Below are 23775 nucleotides of genomic sequence, written 5' to 3'. Positions count from 1 at the left end.
AAACAACATTATCTGCCTTAAAACTTCGGGGTATGATTTTGAGCAATATTCCTATTTGAACTAATTACTGAAGAAGGGATAGAGAGATTATTATGATCCGTTTTACTAGGGAATTGCTTATCTGAACTATCAATTGGAACTTTCCCAATTCTACTTACAAACCATAGTGCCAAATGATAAATTATCATTATTTGCCAAGAAGCTCGCAAGATCATACCAATTGGGGTGGAAATCCCATCAGTTGAAATATTTACAAAAATTGTAAATACAATTAAAAGGCCTAACGTAGACACTCCATACCATGTTTTTAGTCTACTACCATAAAAGGAGAAAAGACCTTGGAACAAAATAAAAATGATACAATAAATTAAAACCAATATTAGCGGATATAACCACCCAAATAATGCATATGCATGAGCCGGAATAGACCCAACACGAAAGCCTCCTAAATCACCCCGCCCACTAATTGCTTCTATAAGATCGCCGGTAGAAAAAGAATTTAAAAACTCTTTATCGATATTAAAACCCAGTGGCTGCAGAAATGGCTCCGGTAAAGTGGCAATAATTAAATTTTTACTAGTTTCTTTTAAAGTTCCAATATCAGCATCATCAAAGCCTAATATTCGGTTAAAGCAATTATCGTCATACTTTATTTGAATAAACCGGCCTATAAAATCATTTACAACATAATTTTCTTGCCATTCTTCATCAGCTTTGCCTTCACTGAGTAAAAGCAAGTATTCATTACGGTAATTAACTAATGCCTCCTTATCCAAAAAACGCTCCCAAGTAGCTGCTAACTGCTCACTTTTTCCCCGCGTTGAGCGCTGCGCTCGTTCGATAAGTATTGCAGTGGATAAATCCGCAAATTGACCAGCTAAAAAAAGACCAGTTACTCCCAGAGTTATTCCCCGCATTATTAATTTTTTATTTACCTTTATCCTCCCTAATAACAATGTTACTACCCAAGCTGCCCCTACCATAGCTACCGGCCCCACCATTCCCATCCTGCTATTGCCAGCTAAGGATACTCCTACTTGCAGAATATAATAAATAAATATTTTCCACTTTACTGAAGGTTTACTAAAATATGCTGAATAAGGTGATAACAACAGTAAGAAAGGAGCCCACAAAAGAAATCCAAAGCCATCCAGCAGCTTAATGATCACATTAGGAAGATGCAAATATTTGACCAGGTAAGCTAGAAAGCCAATGGCTCCGAGACCCCAAACTCCTGCTGGAGGCAGAAATGTTCGGGATTTAAAAACTGATCCTAACTGGCTCATTCCATATCGCATTGGCAAAAAAAATTTTAACCCGGCCAATGCTTGAGCGACAAGCAAAACGAGAGCAAAAATGAAGCGGTGAAAATAGGTTTCTTTGGGTTGAAGCAAGGTATGGGTTAATGGATGCCCTTCCAACAAAGTACCCAGCATGGGTGCTAAGCTGTTTGCCGTAATAATAAAAAACACGGTTGTACTTGTAAATGCGGTACCCATTTGGCTGTTTCTCGGATGAAAAATCAGAAAGCAGGTAAGAACGAAAGCTCCTAATGCAAAAAGGTTAGAGAACAAATTTTCTTCACTAGCATCTACTAATAACTGAGCAGCAAATGTAAAAGCAGCCAGGATTAGCAAGGCTTTGCGTACTAATAACAAGCTTTGTTGATTTTGATTTATAAAATTCATGTATAAAATTGATTCTACATTGCACTTAAATATCAACCCGCTTTTGCAAGTCATAAAGTAATTCTTGCATCTGGCCTTCTAATGTCCAATTATTTAGGAGACATTTTTGATATGCTGCTTCTCCTATGCTACGACATAGTTCTGGTTCCTTTAGCAAATCCAAGAGCTTACTAGCGCACTCCTGAGGAGTAGAAAAAAAAACGGCTTCCTTCCCTTCTAAAAATAGTTCTTCATGGGTAGGTGTACGTTCTGCTAATAGAAGCCCAGCGCACCCAGGAACTTCATAGGTTCTCATTGTCCATTCATCATGATTTGAATGAGAAACTAAACCAAGGCAAATCTGCGATTTCCGGATCACTTCTGCATATTGTTCCCCCTCAACGGCTGGATGGAAATTCGCCGGAAAACGCATTGGCAAATCGCTTCGTTGATCCCATCTATTGCCAAAAACATGTACTGGTAATTTATGTTCTAGTAAGTACTTAATTAATTCAACCCGCTGATCCATACAAGTTCCTACAAAACTTACCGGATATATTTTATTTATGTTGATTGAGGGCGGGTAAAAAAGTAGTTTATAAAGTCCATGACGCCATATACGGCAACTTTTAGCACCCAATAGATTTAGATTTTTAATATCAATCGGCCGCTTTACCAAATGCATATCAAAGTTAGGAATTACCCTAAAATAATCCCGCCACATCCAACTATCTGTCCGCCGATCACCCCAAGGGTTGTCATCTTGAAACGATATTAAAAAGGGTCGTGGCCTTAACTTCTGCAATTGCATTAACACAGCAGGTTGCAATTCTTTAGCCCACTCCAACCAGATTACATCTGGTTTAATTTGCATAGTAAAATTTATTAAATCTTGTTGAAGTTTACTTGTATTATATAAAAGTTTGGGAGATTGGCATAATTTCCCTAAATACCCAGCCAACCTCCCCAGTTTAGATGAGTAATTATCCTTATCAATTATAGAAACGTTAACCCCGCATTGCTGTAAAGCCCACAATCTTTGACGACCTGAAGCACTAGAGGAACGAAGACTGGCAAGAAAAATAACTTTCATAAAAACTAATAAATAATTACTCTTTTTATTTTTACCACCAATTACAATGCTTTCCAATTTCGTTAGCCCACCCTTGCTCTGAAGGAAGATCCTTAAGCAGGGTTTCCTCCGGATAACTTTGCCGGATACGTAAAACGTGTTGTGCAACTTCTCTTGTAAAGGAATTACTATTGTTCTCCGATATGGCTACCCAAGAATTTGACATTAAAATTTCGGAAATACGAGATTCTTTATTCAAAACTACAGGTACGTGCCTATAAAGAGCTTCCAGAACAGGTAAACCAAACCCTTGCCGACCAGGTACCAAAAATAAATCAGCATTCCGATACTCCTCTTCCACTTGGTCTGCTGACAAGAAACCAGGAAACTGAATAATGCTATCCAATTCCATTTCCGAGGTTATCTTTTTTAGGTTATCGGTATCAGGACCTTTACCTGCAATTATAACTTCCAATTTTTGATATAAATTTATAAAGGGATCTGAAGTTTGAAAATAACGGACTACATCAAGAATCCATTTAAGGTTTTTTGAGGAATTGATCCGGCAAATGGAAAATATTCGGAAAACAGGTCCGGAGCAACGTGGTAGGCTATTAATTACCCCTGCTGGGGGCAGTCCCCCTTGGTAAACCACCTTAAAAGGATATTTATAAATACTCTCCAATTCGTTGGCATTCCACTGGGTCATAGTTAAGCAAACCCGAGCCCGCCGTACACCTTCTTTTGTAAACCAATCAGAAATCCGTGACCTATATAATAAAAAACGACTTTTAATAAAAGCATAACTTTTATCTGTACTAAGTAAACTTGGTGGATCGGTGTAATGAAGAGCATATTCTTTCATTCGTGCAATGGTGGCATAGAAACCAGCTTTACCTCCAAAAAAAAGCGGTAGCCCTTTTATTAACTTTCGATTTTTATTAAACCAATTATACAATCTTAAACCTTTAATAAATGGGTTCCAATGATCACCAAGTAAAATGGTTTCTAAATTGTTATGGTATTGAGATATTCCGATATTATCATAGTAGCAAATTAAAACCGGAGATATTTTCATACGAGAAGCTTCTTCAGCTAATGCAATAATATTTCGTTCAATCCCGCCGTACTCACCAATGTGGGGATAAAAAATTATAACCTTATTTAATGATTCCATTGACCCAACAAAAAAATTCCTTTTTACTGTTTAAGGAGCACACTATCCAAAATTGGTGTACTTAATTTATTTGTATTAATATCCTCATCTATTTTTTTCTGCTTTTTCATAACTGAATAGGCGCAAAATTTTGATATACGATGTGAGGGCTTCTCAAATACTTTATAGAAAACAAACATTGCAGCATGTACGGCTACTAATAGTCCTATCCAAAAAATTTAGGTGTCCGGGGAAATACATTAAAGGGATTTGATTAAAAGACCAAATAACAATATTGTGGATAAGATATAATGAATAAGATGCTAATCCAAACCGTTCCAATGTTCGGGATGGTGAAACAGCACCAAAGTTGTTTAGGATAACTTCCTTCTCAATCCAAAGAAAACAATAGAAGCCAAATAATAATATAGTAAATTGTGAACTGAATACTAAACCTATAAGTGGCTTATTAATTAAATTAAAATAAAGACCAAGTCTATATAAGGGAAAGGAAATCATAGACAAAAAAATTGCTCCCAAGCGCCATTTCCAGAGACTTTGTGTGTTTACTTTAGCCTTGTATAATGATGAGGAAGTAGAAACATTCTCAGCTATAAGACACCCGCATAACCAGCAAGGAAAAGCTAACACGGCAGCTTTCCAAAATAAAAATCCACCGCCACCAATCTCATGAAAATACATACTTCTATCAGGTGTCCAAATAATGATAAGAATTACAGAAAATGAGCTCATAAAAATAATAACCTTTTTAAGTAGGTTTTTTTTGGCTAACCACCACACCACAGGATAAACAATGTAATACAAACCCTCACAAAGAAGCGTCCAAAAAGGACCCGCATAAATAAATCCAGAATTATTCTGATAATTTATAATCTTAGCTAATCCCAAACAAGCTATAAGGGGAAGAACAAGCCGCAATAGTCGAGCAATATAAAATGACCTTAAGTCAAGTGATTTGCGTTCAATATTTGGGAAATGAATACAAAGGCCTGAAATAATAAAAAAGCCAATAACAGCGTCTTGCCCATTAATACACCAACCATACAATTTATCAATAAAATTATATGATTCTATATTAGCATGTCCATTAAAAAATGGTGGGGCACCATTATGTGTAAAAAAAACCCACAAGGCAAAAATATATCTTAATTGATCTATTCCTATAATGCGTTTCATTACTAGCCTTTCTGTATTCAAATTTTCCCTTTTTAAGAGAGTTCCAATATTTATAAAGGTTTTCATTTAAATTGGTAATAATATTTATTTCCTTTAGGCTAATTACTAAATAATAGTAGCTTTATTTCAAATCGAAATGTTGCCTAGATGCTTAATCAAACTAAATTGTACTACATAATAATTAATGAAAATCACATAAATAATTCTAAAAAAGTACATTTAGATCTATACCTACGGAATATTAAGTTAAATTAACTCCATTAAAGAAACCTTGTTTGCTTCTCTACAAACTTTTACTATTTCTTCAGCATACACCTTCCAACCCCCAATTTCTTTTGCTCGTTCAAGACAAGCAATACTCATTCTATTCCTTAAATTAGGCTCATCAGCAAGCCGGGTGAAAGCTGCGGTTAATGCTTTAGAGTTTTGAGCTTCTACAATTAAACCCTCTCTCTCGTGCTTGAATAGCGTTTCAGAACCTGTATTTGGAGTGGCAATTATAGGACAACCACAAGCCATCGCCTGTGCTTGCACCAAGGCTAAACCTTCTTCAATACTTGGCAATACTAAGGCATGTGCGGTGGATAAATACTTTTTTACTTCTGCCCGAGTAACAATACCAATGAAATGAACCGTATTATCAACCAAGGCTTTAATGAGAGAACTTATTTTTTCATCTACACTCCCTACCACTATTAATTGTTTATTTGGGTGTTTAAATGCTCTAAAAGCTTCGAGCAAATACGGCACTCCTTTACGTAATGAAAATTGCCCCACAAAAACCAGACGAAAGCAATCAGTTGGTGGGTTATCAACTGGGTAGAATTCTTCCAAAGAAATACCATAAGGCACTACGCGCATCTTTAATGGGTTAACACCTTGATCTAAAAACGTTTTTTCAACAAAATGAGACGGCACAGTAATAAGATTTGCTTCTTCTATTTCAGATTCTTCGTTTTCTATTAACCAAGGGTTGATGGGAAACCTAAGTATTTTCCAGCGAAGGTATTCCTCCTGAAGAATAGCATTAGCATATCGAATATGAGACGAGCCCCTATCCATTATATATGCAGCACCTCTGCTTTTTGCTACTCTCCCTGCATGTAATCCTGATCCCGAAATACCAATATATGCATCACATTGTGGCAGTATATTTGCCACCCATTTTGAGAAAAGTTTAGTTTGAAGAACTGATAACTTAGAGTCAATTTTATCATTATAAAACGGTAATTTATTTCCGACGTGCCTTATTCCCTGACCGAGGAAATTACAAGAAATGCGTTCTCGAGGTATATTTTGTTCTCTCGATTCCTTTTCAGCTTTCCACCAAGGAAGACTTGTAAATATCCGTTCAAGATGCCCCATGAGGTACAATTCTCTAGCGAGATCAAAATGATGATAGCGTACCCAGGTTGATTGAACAATTCGCATGTATACTACTTTTTACTAGCTTATATATGATAACTAACTTTTTATATTAATGTAATGTTTTAGTGCTCGCAACGTTAATCTTAACTCCCGAATTGTTAACCACCGGCCGCCCCTTATCATAGCAACAATCATTTTAATCCATTGACTTAAATAAATATCTTTATGTCGAAGTTCTGTAGTTCTCTCAAAATCTTTAATAACTCCCTCAGCGCGATACCATAGTGCCAATTTTGAAATTTCTGATGACGAATTAGCCCAAAATGGAGGTAATTCAGCTAATTGTGATAGTCGATCAGCAGTAACGTAACTTGTGTTTGCAAAGAACTCAGTGTGGTTACTTTGTGGAGAACGGTCTGTCATCGCTTTATCATGAATTCTATAATAACCCAATGTCTGCTTTATAATCATACCTCTCTTGGAATCTAGCAAAGGTCTACAAAAAATTTCAGATGTGGCTGGTAGTAAGGTAAGTGCAGCCTCTCGGTGTACACAAACTGAACTTGTGTTACCACAAGCTCCAACTCTACCTAGCGACTGACCTTTTTCATTAACTTCTATCATTGGATGCATTACAACCAATGCCCCAAGGTTTATAAACATCAATAAATTTTCAAGCTTATTAGGCTTCCACCAATCATCTGCATCCAAGTAGGCTACGTATTCACCTCTAGCTTCTTTAACACCACGTGCAAGGCTAGTAGCAAAACCCAAATTTTCTGACCGAGAAACTCTGATTAAATCACCATATCTGGCACAAACTTCTGGTGTTTCATCAGTGGACCCATCATCAATAATGAGCACTTCATAAAGAGAAGAATCAATTGTTTGATTTAAACAGCTATCAATAGCTTGTGCTAAAAATCGTCCGTAGTTATAACACAGAATTGAACAAGTAATCTTTAACTGATTCATTTTCATTGTCAATCAACTATTAAATTCAATTGTATGAAGAAAGTTATTTAATGTATAATTAAATATCAAATCCATGTAAATTATCAAAAATTTTGTTATTTAAAAGTAACATTAACTACAAGGCCAAAATATTTTAATGAATGCTTTTAAAATTAAAAACAATTAAGTATGTAGACAATAAATGCTTGGTATATTTTATAATAGATGCCTTAATATATCCTTTATTTAGAATCGATTTCTATTTCCCCGAACGGCAACAAAATAGTATTTCGGGTATTAAATTATGGTCTTCAAAATTCCTTCGTAAACTAATATAATGTAAACGCAATGCTAAATCTGAAAGGTCAGGCAACTTATTAAAATGATTAAACACACTCATCAACTTATTTGGAATAGATGGTTTCACAGTATTTTCTTGCATTACTAATTCCTTAGGTACCTGTTTATAGATTTCCCGATGGTTATCTGCACCGCTTCCTTTGAAGTGGAAAAATTTAATTTCTTTAAACCCATTTATGGACAAGACATCGTAAATATCAAAAATATCAGTTTTCCACATATGGGCTGGGTTCATTAAATGCATTTGTTTAGGATTACCATTTTCAATAATTTTTAAGAAATTATTTATAGGTGGGTTTTTAGGATTAGCATCACATGGCATCGCACTTGCAAAGTAACCATCTTTGCACAACACTTTAGAGACACTTTTTAAAACACGCTCTCGAACTGGACCTAAATGTTCGAGTACATGGTTTGAAAAGCATAGATCAAATGAATCAGGTGAAAAAACTTCGCCAATATCTGCAATGTTCATTTCTAATAAATTTCCAAACAATATTTTATCTGATAATGAAAAGTCTACTCCCGTAATACGCCAATTTGGAAACAAATTCTGAGCTACTAAACACTCCAACCCTGGATTTGCTCCTATACAAAGTACCCGGCTATCATTTGGTAAATCAAATACTTGATTAATATAATGCCACTTCCAAATCAATTTAGCAATGTCAATATTTGGTACAGATATTTTTCGAAATACTTCAATACAATTTTCAGGCAGAGTAATATTTTCAATTTGTGTTATAGATATGGCATTAAAATCTGTTTTGGAAATTGTGTGCTTCCAATTTTCCATTGAGGTAGCTTTAGAGCGTAATCGTTTGTTCATTTCACGATTTGGCCCCACTAGATCTGCATTTGCTTGCAAATAAGAAATCTCTTCACTTTCAAGTCCCGTAAGAAGGAAACCTTCCCGTGAAAATATTTGGTTATTTATAATTTCTGTTTTCATCCTAGTATATTGCTCGTATCTAGTTTCAATTAACTTTAATAAAATTGTTTATATTATTGAGTCTTAATATCTGTTAGCAATATATTTTGTTCTACTTAATCGTAAGTATAGAATGATAATTTGAGCCAATAGATTAGTAAGTGCTGATAAAAAAAGACCAATAGTAGCTTTTTCTACAGTTTGCAATCCAATTATTGCCACATAGCCAAAATAAACGCCTGTAGCAATTAAAGGTACCCACCATTGATTTTTGGTCTCTCCCCGGGCTAATTGAGCCGATAAAACTAACCCAGAAAGACGTTCAACTCCTGAAGCGGCTACGGCCCAAAGTAGAGCATTCCCAATATTGGAATATTTTTTCCCTAAAATCCATAACCACATATCAGGCACAACCCAAGCAGAAAGCAATAAACCCGAGCATATTGTTAAAACACCTATAAAGCTAAGTAAAAGCCGTCTAATAAATCGTAGGTTGTCTGTAATGGCTCCTAACCTAGGTAAAACAACTAATTCTACAGCCTTATCCATCATGGCAAAAAGTGCCATTAAGCGCCCCAGAGCTGCCGCTTCAGCAATTACGGCTGTACCACTGATTAAGTAAATTAGCGATCCACGAAAGAATATAGAAAGATAAAAGAAGTAATAGGGAAAAAGAATTGGCGTTAACAAAGTCCAAAATTGCTGTCGATGCTCCTTTGTAATTGAGAGCGAGTGTAACTCATAAGATCGAAAATGCTGAGTTATGGAATAAAGGCCCCAAGAAGTACTTATAACTAATGCACCTATAAGTAAAATGGGAGCTTTTCTGGAATAAGATAGTACTGGTATTACAAATGATATTATTATAATTACAAGAATTAACCGAATCAATCCTTCTTTTAGAGAAATCCTAAATGCAAAAAGTGGATTACCAGATACTTTAAAAGCACTTTCAAAAAATCCAAAATGGTATTGGCATATTGCCACTAGCAATGCCAATATGGTTCCTACAACAAAAGTTTCATTTAACCATCTATTATTATAAGCCGAAATAAACCAAAAAGCTATTGCAACAAAAACAGCAATTAATAACAGTGGCAAATTTAACTTGCGAAATATAGCTGTAGTTGTTCTTATCTGACTTGGTGAAAGTCCAATACGGTTAGCAAAAGGTATAAAAATGGAACTTACGCTAAATCCTGCCCAAACTATTAAAGTCGCACTACCCGTATTGAGTAGGTTAAAAATAGCATAATCTTCCTTTGAAAGGTTACGAATAATTAAAAATCCAATTGTTGCACCAATGGCCATTTGTAAAGCTTGTAAACCAGCAGCTCTGTACAATTGCCTTAATAAATCTTTTTTAAGAATAAGGACCGAATATGCAGAACGTAAACTAAGAAGTTGATTTAGAAACATAATAGGCCACTCAGATGGGCTTGAAAAGTTTAAGAATAGATTTCTTTTAATATATTTTAACACATCTATATAAGAGAAAAACCAAAATCAAAGATGCTATTATGTTTAATTTAAACAACAACTTTTAATTAGCTTTAAAATTATTAATTGCGTAAGCTAATTCTAATTAGTTTCTATTGATCTTATGGCAATCCTTCTTTAACAAGATTTTCATGAGATTCTTATTAGTATTAAGGATTAAAATATAATAAGGAATAATGAAGACTATGAATAAATATTTCTAATTCTATTTAAAAAGGAATGTTGCCGTTTTTGTTCAGTATAGGCATACCCATAACCATAAGTATCACCAACTTTAGCATCATTTAACACCAGCATAGGTTGGTTAAGCTTTTTATTTAAATAAATATCGTTAATAATATTTATTTGTTCTTTAAAAGTATAATTATAGCGAATTAGATAAATAGTAGAATCTATAAAAGGAGCAAGATTATAAGCATCTGCTACCTGGCCAACAGGAGGAGTGTCTACAATAATGTAATCGAAATTAGCTTTCAATACCTGAAACAAATGTCCCATGCGCGAGCTTAACATGAGTTCATACGGGTTTGGTGGGATTGTTCCGGAACCTATTACAAATAAGTTCGGCATTATTACTGTAGGTTGTATTATATCATCAATAAGGAGAGTATCAGAGATTAAATAGTTACTTAGTCCTTTACCTTCTGAAAGCCCTAAGTTTGGGAACAAACTTGGTTTACGTAAATCAAAACTTAAAATTATAATCTTTTTAGCTGTACTAGCTAAACTAATTCCTAAATTAATACTAAAAAAAGTTTTACCTTCCCCGCTCATACTAGAAGTTACCAGCAGTACTTTACTTTCTTTACCAAAATTAGAGAATTGCAAATTGGCAAGAATAAGCCTGAACATTTCTGCAATCGGAGTTCTGCTTTTTTCTTTTACCACAATTGAATTACCACCTTTGTTATGGGCAATTTCACCAAGAATAGGCACAGAAGTTAATACTTGAACTTCCTGTAATTTTTGTACTTTATTATTTAAAACATTTTTTATATAAACTCCTAAAAAGGGTAAAATTAGACCTAACAATAAATAATATAAGTAAGTAGTAGTTGCATTAGGAGAAACTGGACCTGAGAATTTTGGCGGATCTACAATTCGGCCATTTGAAACAGTAGCTGCCAACGATAAAGCAGATTCTTCTCTTTTTTGTAACAGGTACAAATAAATGGCTTGTTTTATCTCCTGTTGCCGCGTTATTTCTATTAATTGGCGTTCAACTACAGGAACTTGCTGGATTTTGGCACTAAACTGTCCGGACTTTAATTGAAGATTGCGGTGTGTTATAGCTTTGGATTTTTTAATGTTCTTTAAATTTTCCAGAATATTTACACGCAAATTGGCTAACTGATTATTTATATTCTGAATAAGGGGATTGTCCGAACGATTAATACGTATTAACTGCTCGCGTTCTATTTGCAACTCATTAAACCGTGTAATCAATCCAACCAAAGTAGGATCCTGAATAGTTAAGGAGCTAGGTACTAATTGGTACTTCTCATTTTGTTGATTCAGGTAATTTTCTATAGATTCTAGTACATCTTGCTCAATAGCTAATTCTGCCACCTGCTTATTATAATCACTAGCTTCTACAAGGTACTGCTCCGCTTGCGAGCTTACATTAGTTAAATCATTTTGTCGTTTATATTTTTCCACATCCTTTTCTACATTAGACAACTCTGCGGTTAAATATTTTAGACGTTCGTCAATAAAACTGATTGTTCTGGACGCAATTATGTTTTTGTCATCAACTTCTTCTTTATTATAAACTTGGAGTAGTTTATTTATCACATCAATCCCTTTCTGAGGTACGGCATCGGTGATACTCAAAACCAGAGCACTAGCCTTCGTATTATACTTGCTTACATTTAATTTCGCCGCATATATATTTGCCAAAATCCGAATATCTTGAAACCTTGCTATTATTGGTTCACTAACTAATGGTGCAGAATTTGTAGAAGTAGCGACAACTGTAAAAGTTCCGTATGGCATCTGAATCCTCTGTCCAAACTTATGAACTGTTCGGTTTTGAAAATCTTCTATTTCAAAGCTGTTATTATTCTTAATGTAAATATTAATTGATTTGTTAAATGCAGAGTCATTTAATTTATTAATAATTATTTTAATTGGCAGTTCACTACCGTAAATCTCCTGCTCCAAAAACCGTCCTTTTTTGAAATAACTTGTTTGGAAATCCAATTCATATAAAACCCGTTGCATCAAACTGTTTGATTGCAATACTACAATTTCATTATCAATATTTTTAGAAGATTTCATAAGAGCTAAATCACTGAAGGCGGAACTTTCTGATAAGCCTTGCCCATTCTTATCATCTTTAATTAATAAAGTAGTAGTAATACTATATTGTGGAGTAGTATAACGCAATGAAATATATGCCCCTATTAATCCAAAAACACCTCCCAGAACAAATAAGTACCAGAAATTTAGGTAGCTAAAAAGAACTTTTTTTATATAATTTGATTCAATCTTTTCTGAGTTCATAATAGTTCTGAATACTCTATCCGCTATGCTTACCTTGACAATAGATTAATTAAATACTTATTACTAGCACCGTTAAATTCTTACTAGTACTGTTAAAATGGATAAAATTGAAAGTGCTACTGATACTCCAAATTGAACATTACTTCTGGATAAACTTGCTTGAGCCGCTTTGGACTTATTAGGTTCTACATACACAACATCATTCTGCTGCAAATAAAAATATGGGGAATTCAATACCTCTTTATTGTTTAGATTTATCCTAACCACTTTCCTAACACCTTCATTTTCTCTTATGATGGCTATGTTGTTTCTTTTGCCATAAGGAGTTAAATCGCCAGCGAGAGCTATAGCTTGAAATATATTTATTTTTTCGGTAGGTACAGTATAATTAGATGGTCGATTAACCTCTCCAATAACAGAAATTTTAAAATCAATAAACCTTATATTTACAATTGGCTTCCGAACAAACTTTTCAATAGCGGAGGTAAGTTTTTGAGTAGCTTCTTCTTTTGTTAAGCCGCCCACCTGAATTAGTCCTAACACAGGAAAGTTAATAAATCCATTCTCATCTACTAAATACCCTTCATTATTATCCTTACTTACCAATGCAGTTTTAACTGTACTTTGTATTACACCATTATTAAACAAGGCATTTGACTCTGGACTTAATGTACTTACTGTAATACCAAGTAGATCATCTGATTGAATATGAGGTTTTGTTCTGTTCCCGATCTTAGTAGTGTATTCTAAGTCTTTTAAATCACGAAAATAAATTAAATTTAGACTAGGTTTACACGATATAAAAACAGTTACAATTAAAACATAAACAAAGCCAAACCTCATTTTATACAAATTTTTCGTAAAATTATTGCTAAATATAAATTTCTCAACTAAGATATGGATTGCTCTTAATATTATAAAAACATTTTAATATTATTTATTAAAAAACAATTATTATTTATTTAATTTAAATTTTACAATAAATATTATAAATTTATAACCTTAGTTAAAATCAATTTAAAATTGAATAAAATTATGGCATTAACAGTCTATATCTTATTATAGTTTAAAATTTCCCAAAAATTATATTAATTTCTTATAGAAACATAAAGAAATAAGTATAATTAAATAGAGGATGCGGCGTTAACAGAAAATTAGAATAGAAAAGATTTTTTACAACAATATCGTTAAAAGTAAATCCAATAGTGATTATTAACTAAAGTAAAAATATTTTAAATTAATATCTAATTTAAAATATTTCACTATTCTAATTACATTTAATCTTAAAAAATTTAAAGTATAATTTTTAATTAAAACTCACTTCTTCCGAGTTAATAATTTGCATAATTAATACTAGCATTTTTAAATAAGTTCTTTTTATTAAAAAATACAATTGATTTAAATTGAACAAAAAAAATTAAAAAAACAAAATCAGGTACTACAACTATTCAGGTACTACATTTATTTTGCTAAATATAATATTTAAATATTATGGGCAAAAATACTTTTTTTCAAGTATTTAGGTACTTCTTTGTAACTGCATTATTGGTACATTTTAACTCCATCATTTATGCTCAAAATATTCCTGTTATATATTCGACTAATGGATTACTACCCAATTGCGCAACTGAAAAACAAGAGTTAAATTTAATTATAAATGGCAGCAACTTTGGTTTAACAGAAAATGAGGAGGTAAAAGTACGAATAAGAGGATCTGCTTTCAAAGGAGAAGTTTTATTTACGCCTGAAATACCAAATTCTTCCACCCAACTAAAAATAATTATTCCAGCTAACAATACGGTTTTATCGCTACCTGGAACCTTAACAATTGATATTCAACAACTAAACTCAGATAATAATAAGGTATTTTCTAACGCGGTACAATTACCAGTTTACCCCAAAACGAGTCCAATAAGTGGTTCTACTGTTGTCTGTGGTAATTCACAAAATAACTACACAGTTCCTAAATTAAACGGTGCAGCCAGTTACGAATGGTCGGTTATTTCAGGTAATGCCTCTATAATCTCAGGTAGTAATAGGAACACTGTCCGAATCCATTTTGCTAATTCAATTGGTACCGTGAAAATAGGCGTAAAGACGCTTACTTCTTGCGGCACAAGCGGAACAACATCCAACTTGGAAGTACTTGTAAATGCAATACCAAAAATTACATTACCAACCTTTAACGATTTATGTGTGAATGCGCCAGCTATCAAGCTTATTCAAGGAGTACCAGCTGGAGGAACCTATACAGTAGACGGTATAGTAGCTACTTCTTTTGATCCTTCTGCTTTCGGCGTTGGAGAACATACTATTATTTATTATTATAATCAAAATGGTTGTTCTGCCAGTACTTCCCAAATTATTAAGGTTCTTCCTGGTCCTTCAGTAGCTTTTTCTTCAAATTTAGGTTCTATTTGCCAAAATGCGGCAATTATCCAGCTTAATGGCGGCTCACCTGCAAATGGAACTTTTAGTGGACCAGGGGTATCAGGTAATACTTTTGATCCGGCCATTGCTGGTATTGGTTCTCATTCAATTCTATATACAGTTACACAAAATGGTTGTACAACTAGCGCTTCCCAAATTATTAATGTTTTGCCTGCACCTATTGTTGATTTACCAGCTTTTAACGATATTTGCAATAATGCGCCTGCCTTTGCTCTAATCAGCGGTTCCCCATCAGGAGGCATATATACTATAGACGGAAAGATTGCCACCAATTTTGATCCAGCTATTGCTAGCATCGGCAGCCATACTATTACTTATTCTTTTACCTTGAATGGGTGTACAGCTAGTGTTAGCCAAACTATTAAGGTCAAATCTGCTCCTATTGTAACTTTTCCAATTTCTCTGCAACCTGTTTGTGTAAATGCAAAACCTATAATCTTATCCGAAGGAAAACCTGGTTCAGGCACTTTTAGTGGTGCTGGGATAATAATGGATGATGACGTTTACCAGACAGTACGGTATGGTAATCCAAATACAAATTTCAGTTATAATATACCTGTAAGCACCACCAAGTATACTATTATCCTCCACTTTGCCGATATTAACTGGAACGAATCAGGGCAACGATCTTTTGACGTAAGTATAGAAGGCAATAAAGTTTTAGATAATTATGATATTGTTAATAAGGTGGGAGCTAACACGGCAACCACCGAAACCTTTACAGTAAATGTTAATGATGGCCTTCTAAATATAGATTTTATTGGCCTAACTAGTGAGGGAGGCAAAAGCGATCCTACCGTTTCCGCTATTGAAGTTATTTCCACTACTTTACCTTCTGAAATTTATCGAATCAACGCGGGGGGTGGCCAGGTTATTAATTCTATAGGTGAATTTGCTTCGGATAATTATTTTAACGGTGGAGATCCTTTTTCTGTTTCCAAATCTATTGGAGGAACTCCTACTACCTTTAATCCGGCTTTAGCTGGAGTCGGCGAACATATTATTACTTTTTCATATTCCCAAAATGGTTGTCAGAATAGCGCCACTCAGAATATTACTGTACTGGATGTACCCGTGGCCCAGATTAGTGCGCCTGCCGAAGGCACACAAGTATGTTTTGGACAACAAGTTACCTTAACGGCTAACCCTGTTTTTAACGCTAAATACCAATGGTTTCTCAATGGCAATCTTATTTCGGGGGCAGTTAGTAATTCCTACAATGCAGAGGAATCGGGAAGTTATACAATACAGGTTATAGATGCTAATTGCCCTGTCATTTCAGATTCAGTAATAGTAAAAATTTTAACTCCGGACAATGTGATTATCGACCAAGGGCCGGTTAAAATTTGCGCTGGAAGCGATACTACTCTACACGCCTTAACAGGGAATGGTTATCAGTATCAATGGTATCTGGATGGTAACCGATTAGTGAATAAGACCAAGGCCACACTTTCCGTAAATTCTCCCGGAGATTATAAAGTAATTTTAACGCCTCTTGGCTGTGAGCCCGTGACTTCTGCTGCCATAACGGTAACGTACTTACCAGAAATAATAAATAATGTAGTTACAACAAATGCTAAGAAAATTATCTGTTCAGGCAGTACTGTTTCCATAATAGGTTCCCAACCAGGTGGAGGCACTGGAGAATATACCTACCAGTGGGAAAGTAGAATTAATAATGAACCCTTTACGGCTATTCCTGAGGCCATAAATCCGGATTATAGTTTTGCTACCGGCACCTTCATGGGTTCTATTTCTTTCCGGCGTGTAGTATTTTCCGACTCGTGTTTGGTTATTAGTAATGAGCTAAACTTTACTGTAAATCAATTGAATGCAGAAAATAGTATTTCGGCACCCGGATCTACTACTATTTGCGCGGGAAACGCACCCGGGATAATTTCCAGTAACACAATAACAGGGGAGGAAGAATATAGTTATACCTGGGAAAGCAGCAGTAACAATGCTCCATTTCAAATTATTAGTGGTGCCACATCAGCCAGCTTTACGCCTGATATCCTTTTTCAAACCACCTCCTTCCGGAGAGTTATGGCACTAGGACAATGCATCAATATAAGTGATACTGTAACAATTCAAGTCAACCCCGAAATCTTAAAAAATAATATTACCATACCATTTGATTTAATATGCAGCAACTCAGATCCGGGAACTATAGCCGGTGAGCAAGTTACCGGGGGAGATGGCACCTACCGGTATATTTGGGAAAGAAGCTTAGACGGTACAACTTTTACAGCTATTTCAAATAGTAATACAATAGATTATTCCCTAGGTGCTCTTACCCGAACTACCACTTTTCGCCGGACAGTAATTTCCGGAGCATGCCGTAATATCAGTAATGAAGTAACAGTTACCGTAAATCCGGCCATTCTGGGCAATAGGTTAACAGAGTCAGAAACTACTATCTGCGTGAACAATTCTCCGGAAACTATAAATAGTGAACCAATAACTGGTGGAAACGGTACTTATACTTACTCCTGGGAAAGTAGTGTTGATGGGAATACTTTTATCCCCGTTCCAAACCTGAATACGGCTAAGTATAACCCCGGCAATCTTACTCAAACTACTACCTACCGACGGTTGGTTACATCTGGTGTTTGTACAGATACCAGCAATGCCTTAACTATTACGGTATTGCCTGTGATTACCTACACTGTCTTTCTGACCGTTGCGCCTTCTGATTTTCCGGTTTGCGGGGAAACCAGATATATTGCTCAAGTTATTAAAAATGTTAATGGGATAAACTATCCAACTGATCCTCATTTGCAACAGACGACTTGGTCAGGTGGCGAAGATGCAACTCAACAATTTTTATTTGACTGGTGGAAAAACGATGAACAACGTCTGGTAGCTGGAAATACAAGTGGCACCCTAACTTTGGAAGCTCTCCAACCGGGTGATTATTACACGGTAAGGGCCCGACCCATTTCTTCTGATTTATCGTGCGCCATCTTCAATAGCCGACCAGACCTAATTGTTTCAAATTCGGGAACGAATACCTTGTTCTCCAATAGATTCTATTCCGGACAACCAGACGCCTACTCAGTAGATATCACATCAGATGCATTCGGCACTGTATGCCCCGATACACCGGTTACCTTTACTGCCACTCCCAATGTTCCTACTTATATAAACCCAACGTTTCAATGGACTATAAATGATGAAGAAATTCCGGGAGCCACTCAGCCCGTTTTTACAACTGCCCTAGTAAGAGATAATGATGTTGTATCGGTTCTATTCAACTCAAATGAAAATAGTTGTGACCCTATCACTGCTGGTAATCCAATCACCATGCAGGTGTCAGCTTCTATTCCAAACCGACTAGACAAAATTGAAGGTCCGGAAAAACCGGAAGTAGGAAAACCCGCCACTTACCGGGTATCGCCCGATAACAATACTCTAAACTGGTTATACGAATGGACTATTACCTATAAGAATGGCCAAACAGAAGTTTTACCTGAAACAAGTGAGACCTTAGTTATACCTAAAATACCTGCCGATTTATTTGAAATAACTGTTAAAAAAATAGCACCACCAGGCAGTTGTGTTGATCAGGAATCGACAGTAGTTTCTACATTCACCATACCACTTCCCGTTGAATTACTTTACCTAAGAGCAAGAGAAACTACCAATAATGTAATAGTTGAATGGGCAACTGCCATAGAGCAAAATAATGCTGGTTTTGAGGTGCAGGTTGCAGCAGATGCAATCAATTACCGTCTGTTAGGCTTCGTTCCTTCTAAAAGCTTAAATTCTTATACCAAACAAGAGTATACCTTTCATGATCAGGAGAAAAACAAATCTGGCACCCGGTATTACCGTCTGAAACAAGAGAACTCTAATGGTTACTTTTCTTATTTTGGCCCTATTGCCATTAACATACTTGCTTCTGAAGAAAGTCTTACCGCTTTTCCGAACCCATTTACAAAGGAGGTAAATTTAGTAATTAATACAAAGGAAACGGGAGATATGCACCTAATTATACTGAATGCAATTGGAAGTAAAGTAGGAGAACAAACGTTTAAGATAAAAAAGGGGAACAATAAGGAAAAAATATTAATGAACACCAGTTTACCACAAGGCATGTACACCCTTATAAGCCAAATGAACAATCAAATCAGGTACCTTAAATTATTAAAGCAATAAATCACTACTGCTATATGGTGGTTCTGTTGGTAATCAGAAATAAAATTAAGGCCATCTCAGCTAACATCCTTTTTGAATATTGCTTTAGCTTAAGTTAAAAAAGTTTACCAAAACAAGTCCTTTCTAATTCAATTTTTATACGCCATTATTACATACGGAGTAATGAATAAACTCCACAAAGAAGCCGAAATAAGCGTAATAAGCACATCCAATATAAAGTATTTTGAGTCAACACCTAATAGCAATCTTAAAGTCATAATCAGGAAAATCAACATGCCTGCACAAAGCCAATATTTATTATTATTATTATTAATATTATGCTGATGTGGTAAGTAACTTGATTGCAATTTTAAAATAACAACTGCTACTATAAAGCCACCTATTATAGTACTTACCCGATCAATCAAAATAAATAAGGGCATAGAATAGGTAAAAAATTTTATTTTTGATTTAGATAAGGTAATAATAAAGGAAACCAATCACTTGGGTGTGTAAAGGTATCCCAAGTAAGATGCGATGTTACACCCACTAGAATAGAAAATATGATAATAATATAGTGTTTCTTGAAATGGTTTAACCAATTTAAATTTTTAAAGGGCAACAACCTTTTTATTAAAAATAAAGGAAGATTATTGATTAAAGAGTCTCGAACTACTTGGTGAAAGGCAAAACTCAATAAAATCGCTAATGGCAAGTTAAAATAAAAAATAGCGGGCCAGGCATGACTAAAACCATCCTGATGACTCATCCGGAAGAACTTTTCAAAATCTGGTGATATGCTTCCTATAACTAAACCGGTCATGGACCTAGTTTTTTTGGCAGGAAGTAAAACGGCAAAATTATAGCTAGATGGGAAAAAGTAAACGGCATGCTAAGTTAAAATCTGAAAGCAATGGTAAACAAGAAGAAAAGCTTTAAAACCTATTATTACACGTATTTACAAGTTATATTTGTTTAATTATAACTCTACACTACCCGCGTTTGCTCTTGAATGTGGCGGATGATTTTAACGGCGTGTTCCCGTGAATTTTCAATAAACCAGATGTGGGTATCCATGCCTCCGCAGATAACCCCGGCGAGAAACACGTTTTCAAGGTTGGTTTCCATGGTTTCGGGGTGATATTGGGGATGGCGTTTAAAATCCGGTGATAGGTTGATGCCGAATTTCTGCAATAAACCGAACTGAGGCTGGTAGCCCGTCATGGCTAATACGTAATTGTTGGGGATGGTAATCTGACCAGTGGGGGTTTGTATGTCTACTTCGTTTTCCCGGATTGCTGTAAGGTGCGACTGAAAATAAGCTTTAATGGAACCTTCAGCAATTCGATTTTCCAGGTCGGGTTTGGTCCAGTACTTAATGCGGCCCAGTTCTGCTTCCCGGATAATCATGGTTACGTCCGCTCCTTTCCGGAAGGTTTCTAGGGCAACGTCGGCAGCAGAATTATTTGCGCCAATTACTACTATTTTCTGTTTGTAATAAAAATGTGGGTCGAAATAATAATGCCGTACTTTTGGGAGGTCTTCGCCGGGAATATCTAACAAATTAGGCGCATCGTAAAAGCCAATGGCAATAATAACATGGCGAGCTTGGTATACTGCTTTAGACGTTTGTACCTGGTAGTAATCTTGTACGGGCTCTAAGGCGGTGACTTCTTCGAATAAATTAATATTTAATCCTTGCGAATCCGCCACCCGACGGTAATATTCTAGAGCTTCGGGTCGGTTTGGTTTAGCCTGAATAGACGCAAATGGAATTCCACCAATCTCCAAGCGATCGGAAGTAGAGAAAAAAGTCATGTTAAGCGGGTATTTGTACAAAGAATTTACTAAACAGCCTTTCTCAACGATCAGGTAAGAATAACCGGCTTTCTTCGCCTCTAAACCACAGGCCAAACCTATTGGTCCGGCGCCAATAATAAGAATATCTAACAAATCTGAATTCACGTTGTTATTTTTCGGATTTAACTCCTAAAGAGGCTAATAAGTTTTCTATCTTTTTAGATTCAGCAATATCTATAAAACTTATCAATTTATAGTTTGAATTAAATAAAGACCTTTCGGCCTCCTGAACCTTCGGATTGGAAGTGAATTGGTAAACTTACATTTAAGAAATTACGACAAAAGGTTTCCTTTTTCGTCTAAAGGTAGGAATGGATTATAGGCGATTTCCCATAAAAAGCCATCAGGGTCGGCTATATAACTGCTGTATCCACCCCAAAAAACTTTTTGCGGCTGTTTTACAATGGTAACACCTTTCTTTTCTAAGATTCGGATTAAATCGTCCACTTCTTGTTCGCTCCGGAGGTTATGCGCCAGGCTGAAACTTTTAAAGCCACTACTTTCAGCGGCTGCACCTGCATCGAGAGCTAACTCTTGGCTTGGAAATAATGCTAATTGCATTCCGTTCAATTGAAAAAATACTACACCTTCATTGCTAGCTGGTAGCCGTTGCCAATTAAAATTTTGTTCGTAAAAGTGAGTAGAAGCAGCTAAATCAGATACTCCCAAGGTAATTAAAGTAAGGCGCGGTTCCATTTTATAGTTTATTTTAAGTGTTAGGTAATGTTTCGTCAATATTTAAGGGCAATGATTTTAAGGAATTTACTATTTCAGAGTTGTATCATCAGATGGAGGTCAGTGGAGCCTGTTCCACTCTCCAGATAATGGTGTTGATACGCTTTAATGGTTTCAGTTTGCCTTGTGGCGATAGGCCTTGTTTACCCCTCTATACTCTGGACACCTCACCTAAAAACAGGGGAGGAAATGCAACTATTCCTATTTTCTCTCTTCCTTGCCTCCGTAATCGGAATACTACGCACCGGAACGTTAGCGAGTGCTCCATAATCAAACTTGTTTCAGCAATCAATGTCAATTAAATTCAAAATTTATCTAACTTAACTACTTTCTGAAATTATATTTAAATTTCAAATTTCCCGAAGCGGACAATACTGTACCTTATTTCTATTTCCTGTAACCCTGTACCTGCCTTGAACCTTAACCGCTTGATTCCTTTGATACTTTTCAATTGGCCTAATTAGTGATAAATTAGGATATAAATTAAATGGAAGTTTATCAATAAGCCCGGCCAGAGGCCTACCTCATAGAAGGCACAAGCGAGGACGCTCGCGCCAGTATAGATTTTAACAGAATGGTTTCAATTAGATAACCAGTGTGCTTTTGCCCCTACCCTTCTGAAAGAACTGTTTCCGGAACTCTTGCAGGCTGAGCATGGTAACGGGAAAGGGAACGCAAGGCTAATAACAAACTGATCAAGGTTAAAACGGCTCCCATTAGAAAAGGAGCACCGGGGAAGTAAACCGGGGCTTTTCCGGAAGTAAAATAAGCAAACAGGTTCGTCATGAGAGGTGGCCCGATAATGGAAGTTAAACTAATGAGGCTGGTTAAAGCCCCTTGCAACTCTCCTTGCTCATTTGCCGGAACCTGACCCGAGATGATTCCTTGCACGGCCGGGCCTGCAATCCCACCTAAGCAATAAGGCACCAGAAAAGCAAACATCATCCAACCTTTGGTAGCAAAAGCAAATAAAATAAAGCCAATGGTATAAAGTGCCAAACCAAAGTAAACCGAACGTTTGGCACCTAATTTTGGATTGATAAACCGGATTAACCCACCTTGCACAATGGCCACCATAGCCCCGATAGCTCCTAGGGAATAACCTACCCAGGCCTCATTCCAGTTAAATTTTTGCATGGTATAATAAGACCAGGTGCTTTGAGTAGCGTGTGCCCCGATATAAATAAAAATTAAACAGCTTACTAAGCCCAGAATAACCGGGTAACGTTTTAATTGCATCAGCGAACCAACCGGATTAGCTCTTTTCCAACTAAATGCCCGACGGTTTTCGGGAGCTAATGATTCTGGTAAAATAAAGTACCCGTAGAGCCAATTTACCAAAGTAAGTACTGCCGCCGCAAAGAACGGCACTTGGGGTCCAAATTGTCCTAAAACGCCGCCAATTACCGGACCAATGATAAAACCTAAACCAAATGCTGCTCCTACCATCCCAAAGTTCTGCGCTCTTTTTTCGGGGGTACTAATATCGGCAATGTAGGCAGCTGCCGTAGTCATGCTGGCACCGGTAATACCTGCAATTAAACGCCCTACAAAAAGCCAGGCCAGGGTAGGTGCGTAAGCTACAAATAAATAATCCAGAGCAAACCCAAATAAGGAAATAAGTAAAACTGGTCGGCGACCATACCGGTCACTTAGGTTTCCTAATACCGGTGAGAACAAAAACTGCATTACCGAAAAAGCAAACATGAGCCAACCGCCGTACCGAGAGGCATCACTTAAATTCCCTTGAATTAACTCACTGATTAATTTTGGTATTACAGGAATAATAATTCCAAATCCAATAACATCTATAAGTAAGGTTACAAAAATAAACCCGAGAGCTGCCTTACGTTTACCGGCCATAGTTTCACTTTTAAAA

14 protein-coding genes and 1 pseudogene are annotated in these 23775 nt (G+C 35.9%); 1 reads left to right on the top strand and 14 read right to left on the bottom strand.

Translation table 11 applies throughout. From position 1 onward, the window contains the following. Window positions 1-17: 17 nt before the first annotated feature. The 10 genes from HUW48_RS04985 to HUW48_RS04940 all read right to left on the bottom strand — a co-directional run bounded on the left by HUW48_RS04985 (window position 18) and on the right by HUW48_RS04940 (window position 13553). The gene (locus tag HUW48_RS04985) at window positions 18-1688 is read right to left on the bottom strand and encodes a hypothetical protein (RefSeq protein WP_182414625.1); all 1671 of its coding nucleotides are present in this window, start codon (window positions 1686-1688) and stop codon (window positions 18-20) included. 25 nt (window positions 1689-1713) lie between these two features. Further along, window positions 1714-2817 carry a CgeB family protein gene (locus tag HUW48_RS04980; protein ID WP_182414624.1) on the bottom strand — a complete coding sequence of 368 codons (1104 nt, stop codon included), beginning with the start codon at window positions 2815-2817 and terminating at the stop codon, window positions 1714-1716. Further along, a complete protein-coding gene (locus tag HUW48_RS04975; protein ID WP_182414623.1) occupies window positions 2792-3916 on the bottom strand; it encodes a glycosyltransferase in 1125 nt (374 codons plus the stop codon). The genes HUW48_RS04980 and HUW48_RS04975 overlap by 26 nt, the downstream gene beginning before the upstream one ends. 162 nt (window positions 3917-4078) lie before the next feature. After that, window positions 4079-5158 (bottom strand): acyltransferase family protein, encoded by a 1080-nt coding sequence (locus HUW48_RS04970; protein WP_182414622.1) that lies wholly within the window; start codon window positions 5156-5158, stop codon window positions 4079-4081. Between the two features lie 180 nt (window positions 5159-5338). Further along, entirely contained in the window at window positions 5339-6457 is a 1119-nt protein-coding gene (locus tag HUW48_RS04965; RefSeq protein WP_182414621.1) for a glycosyltransferase family 4 protein, read from the bottom strand. Window positions 6458-6556: 99 nt separating this feature from the next. Further along, window positions 6557-7441: a glycosyltransferase family A protein gene (locus tag HUW48_RS04960; RefSeq protein WP_182414620.1), complete on the bottom strand. Its 885-nt coding sequence runs from the start codon at window positions 7439-7441 to the stop codon at window positions 6557-6559. A 232-nt stretch (window positions 7442-7673) separates the two neighbouring features. Next, window positions 7674-8726 (bottom strand): class I SAM-dependent methyltransferase, encoded by a 1053-nt coding sequence (locus tag HUW48_RS04955; protein WP_182414619.1) that lies wholly within the window; start codon window positions 8724-8726, stop codon window positions 7674-7676. A 63-nt stretch (window positions 8727-8789) separates the two neighbouring features. Further along, complete coding sequence (locus HUW48_RS04950) at window positions 8790-10124, bottom strand: hypothetical protein (RefSeq protein WP_182414618.1); 1335 nt, start codon at window positions 10122-10124, stop codon at window positions 8790-8792. Between the two features lie 264 nt (window positions 10125-10388). Continuing rightward, the gene (locus tag HUW48_RS04945; protein WP_182414617.1) at window positions 10389-12710 is read right to left on the bottom strand and encodes a GumC family protein; all 2322 of its coding nucleotides are present in this window, start codon (window positions 12708-12710) and stop codon (window positions 10389-10391) included. A 72-nt stretch (window positions 12711-12782) separates the two neighbouring features. Beyond that, window positions 12783-13553: a polysaccharide biosynthesis/export family protein gene (locus HUW48_RS04940; RefSeq protein ID WP_182414616.1), complete on the bottom strand. Its 771-nt coding sequence runs from the start codon at window positions 13551-13553 to the stop codon at window positions 12783-12785. 648 nt (window positions 13554-14201) lie between these two features. On the opposite strand from HUW48_RS04940, the gene HUW48_RS04935 reads away from it, so the two are divergent. Next, window positions 14202-19322, top strand: a complete 5121-nt coding sequence (locus tag HUW48_RS04935; RefSeq protein WP_182414615.1) for a malectin domain-containing carbohydrate-binding protein — start codon at window positions 14202-14204, stop codon at window positions 19320-19322. 128 nt (window positions 19323-19450) lie between these two features. Here HUW48_RS04935 and HUW48_RS26950 read toward each other — a convergent pair. The 4 genes and pseudogenes from HUW48_RS26950 to HUW48_RS04910 all read right to left on the bottom strand — a co-directional run bounded on the left by HUW48_RS26950 (window position 19451) and on the right by HUW48_RS04910 (window position 23759). Beyond that, window positions 19451-20124, bottom strand: a pseudogene (locus HUW48_RS26950) (DUF4184 family protein). Between the two features lie 164 nt (window positions 20125-20288). Beyond that, window positions 20289-21266: a YpdA family putative bacillithiol disulfide reductase gene (locus HUW48_RS04920; RefSeq protein WP_246343696.1), complete on the bottom strand. Its 978-nt coding sequence runs from the start codon at window positions 21264-21266 to the stop codon at window positions 20289-20291. Between the two features lie 168 nt (window positions 21267-21434). Then, complete coding sequence (locus HUW48_RS04915) at window positions 21435-21857, bottom strand: VOC family protein (RefSeq protein WP_182414612.1); 423 nt, start codon at window positions 21855-21857, stop codon at window positions 21435-21437. Window positions 21858-22505: 648 nt separating this feature from the next. After that, window positions 22506-23759: a TCR/Tet family MFS transporter gene (locus HUW48_RS04910; RefSeq protein ID WP_182414611.1), complete on the bottom strand. Its 1254-nt coding sequence runs from the start codon at window positions 23757-23759 to the stop codon at window positions 22506-22508. Window positions 23760-23775 lie beyond the last annotated feature (16 nt).

The sequence above is a fragment of the Adhaeribacter radiodurans genome (assembly GCF_014075995.1).
GTDB classification, from domain to species: domain Bacteria; phylum Bacteroidota; class Bacteroidia; order Cytophagales; family Hymenobacteraceae; genus Adhaeribacter; species Adhaeribacter radiodurans.
This window is presented reverse-complemented; position numbering and strand designations above follow the sequence as displayed.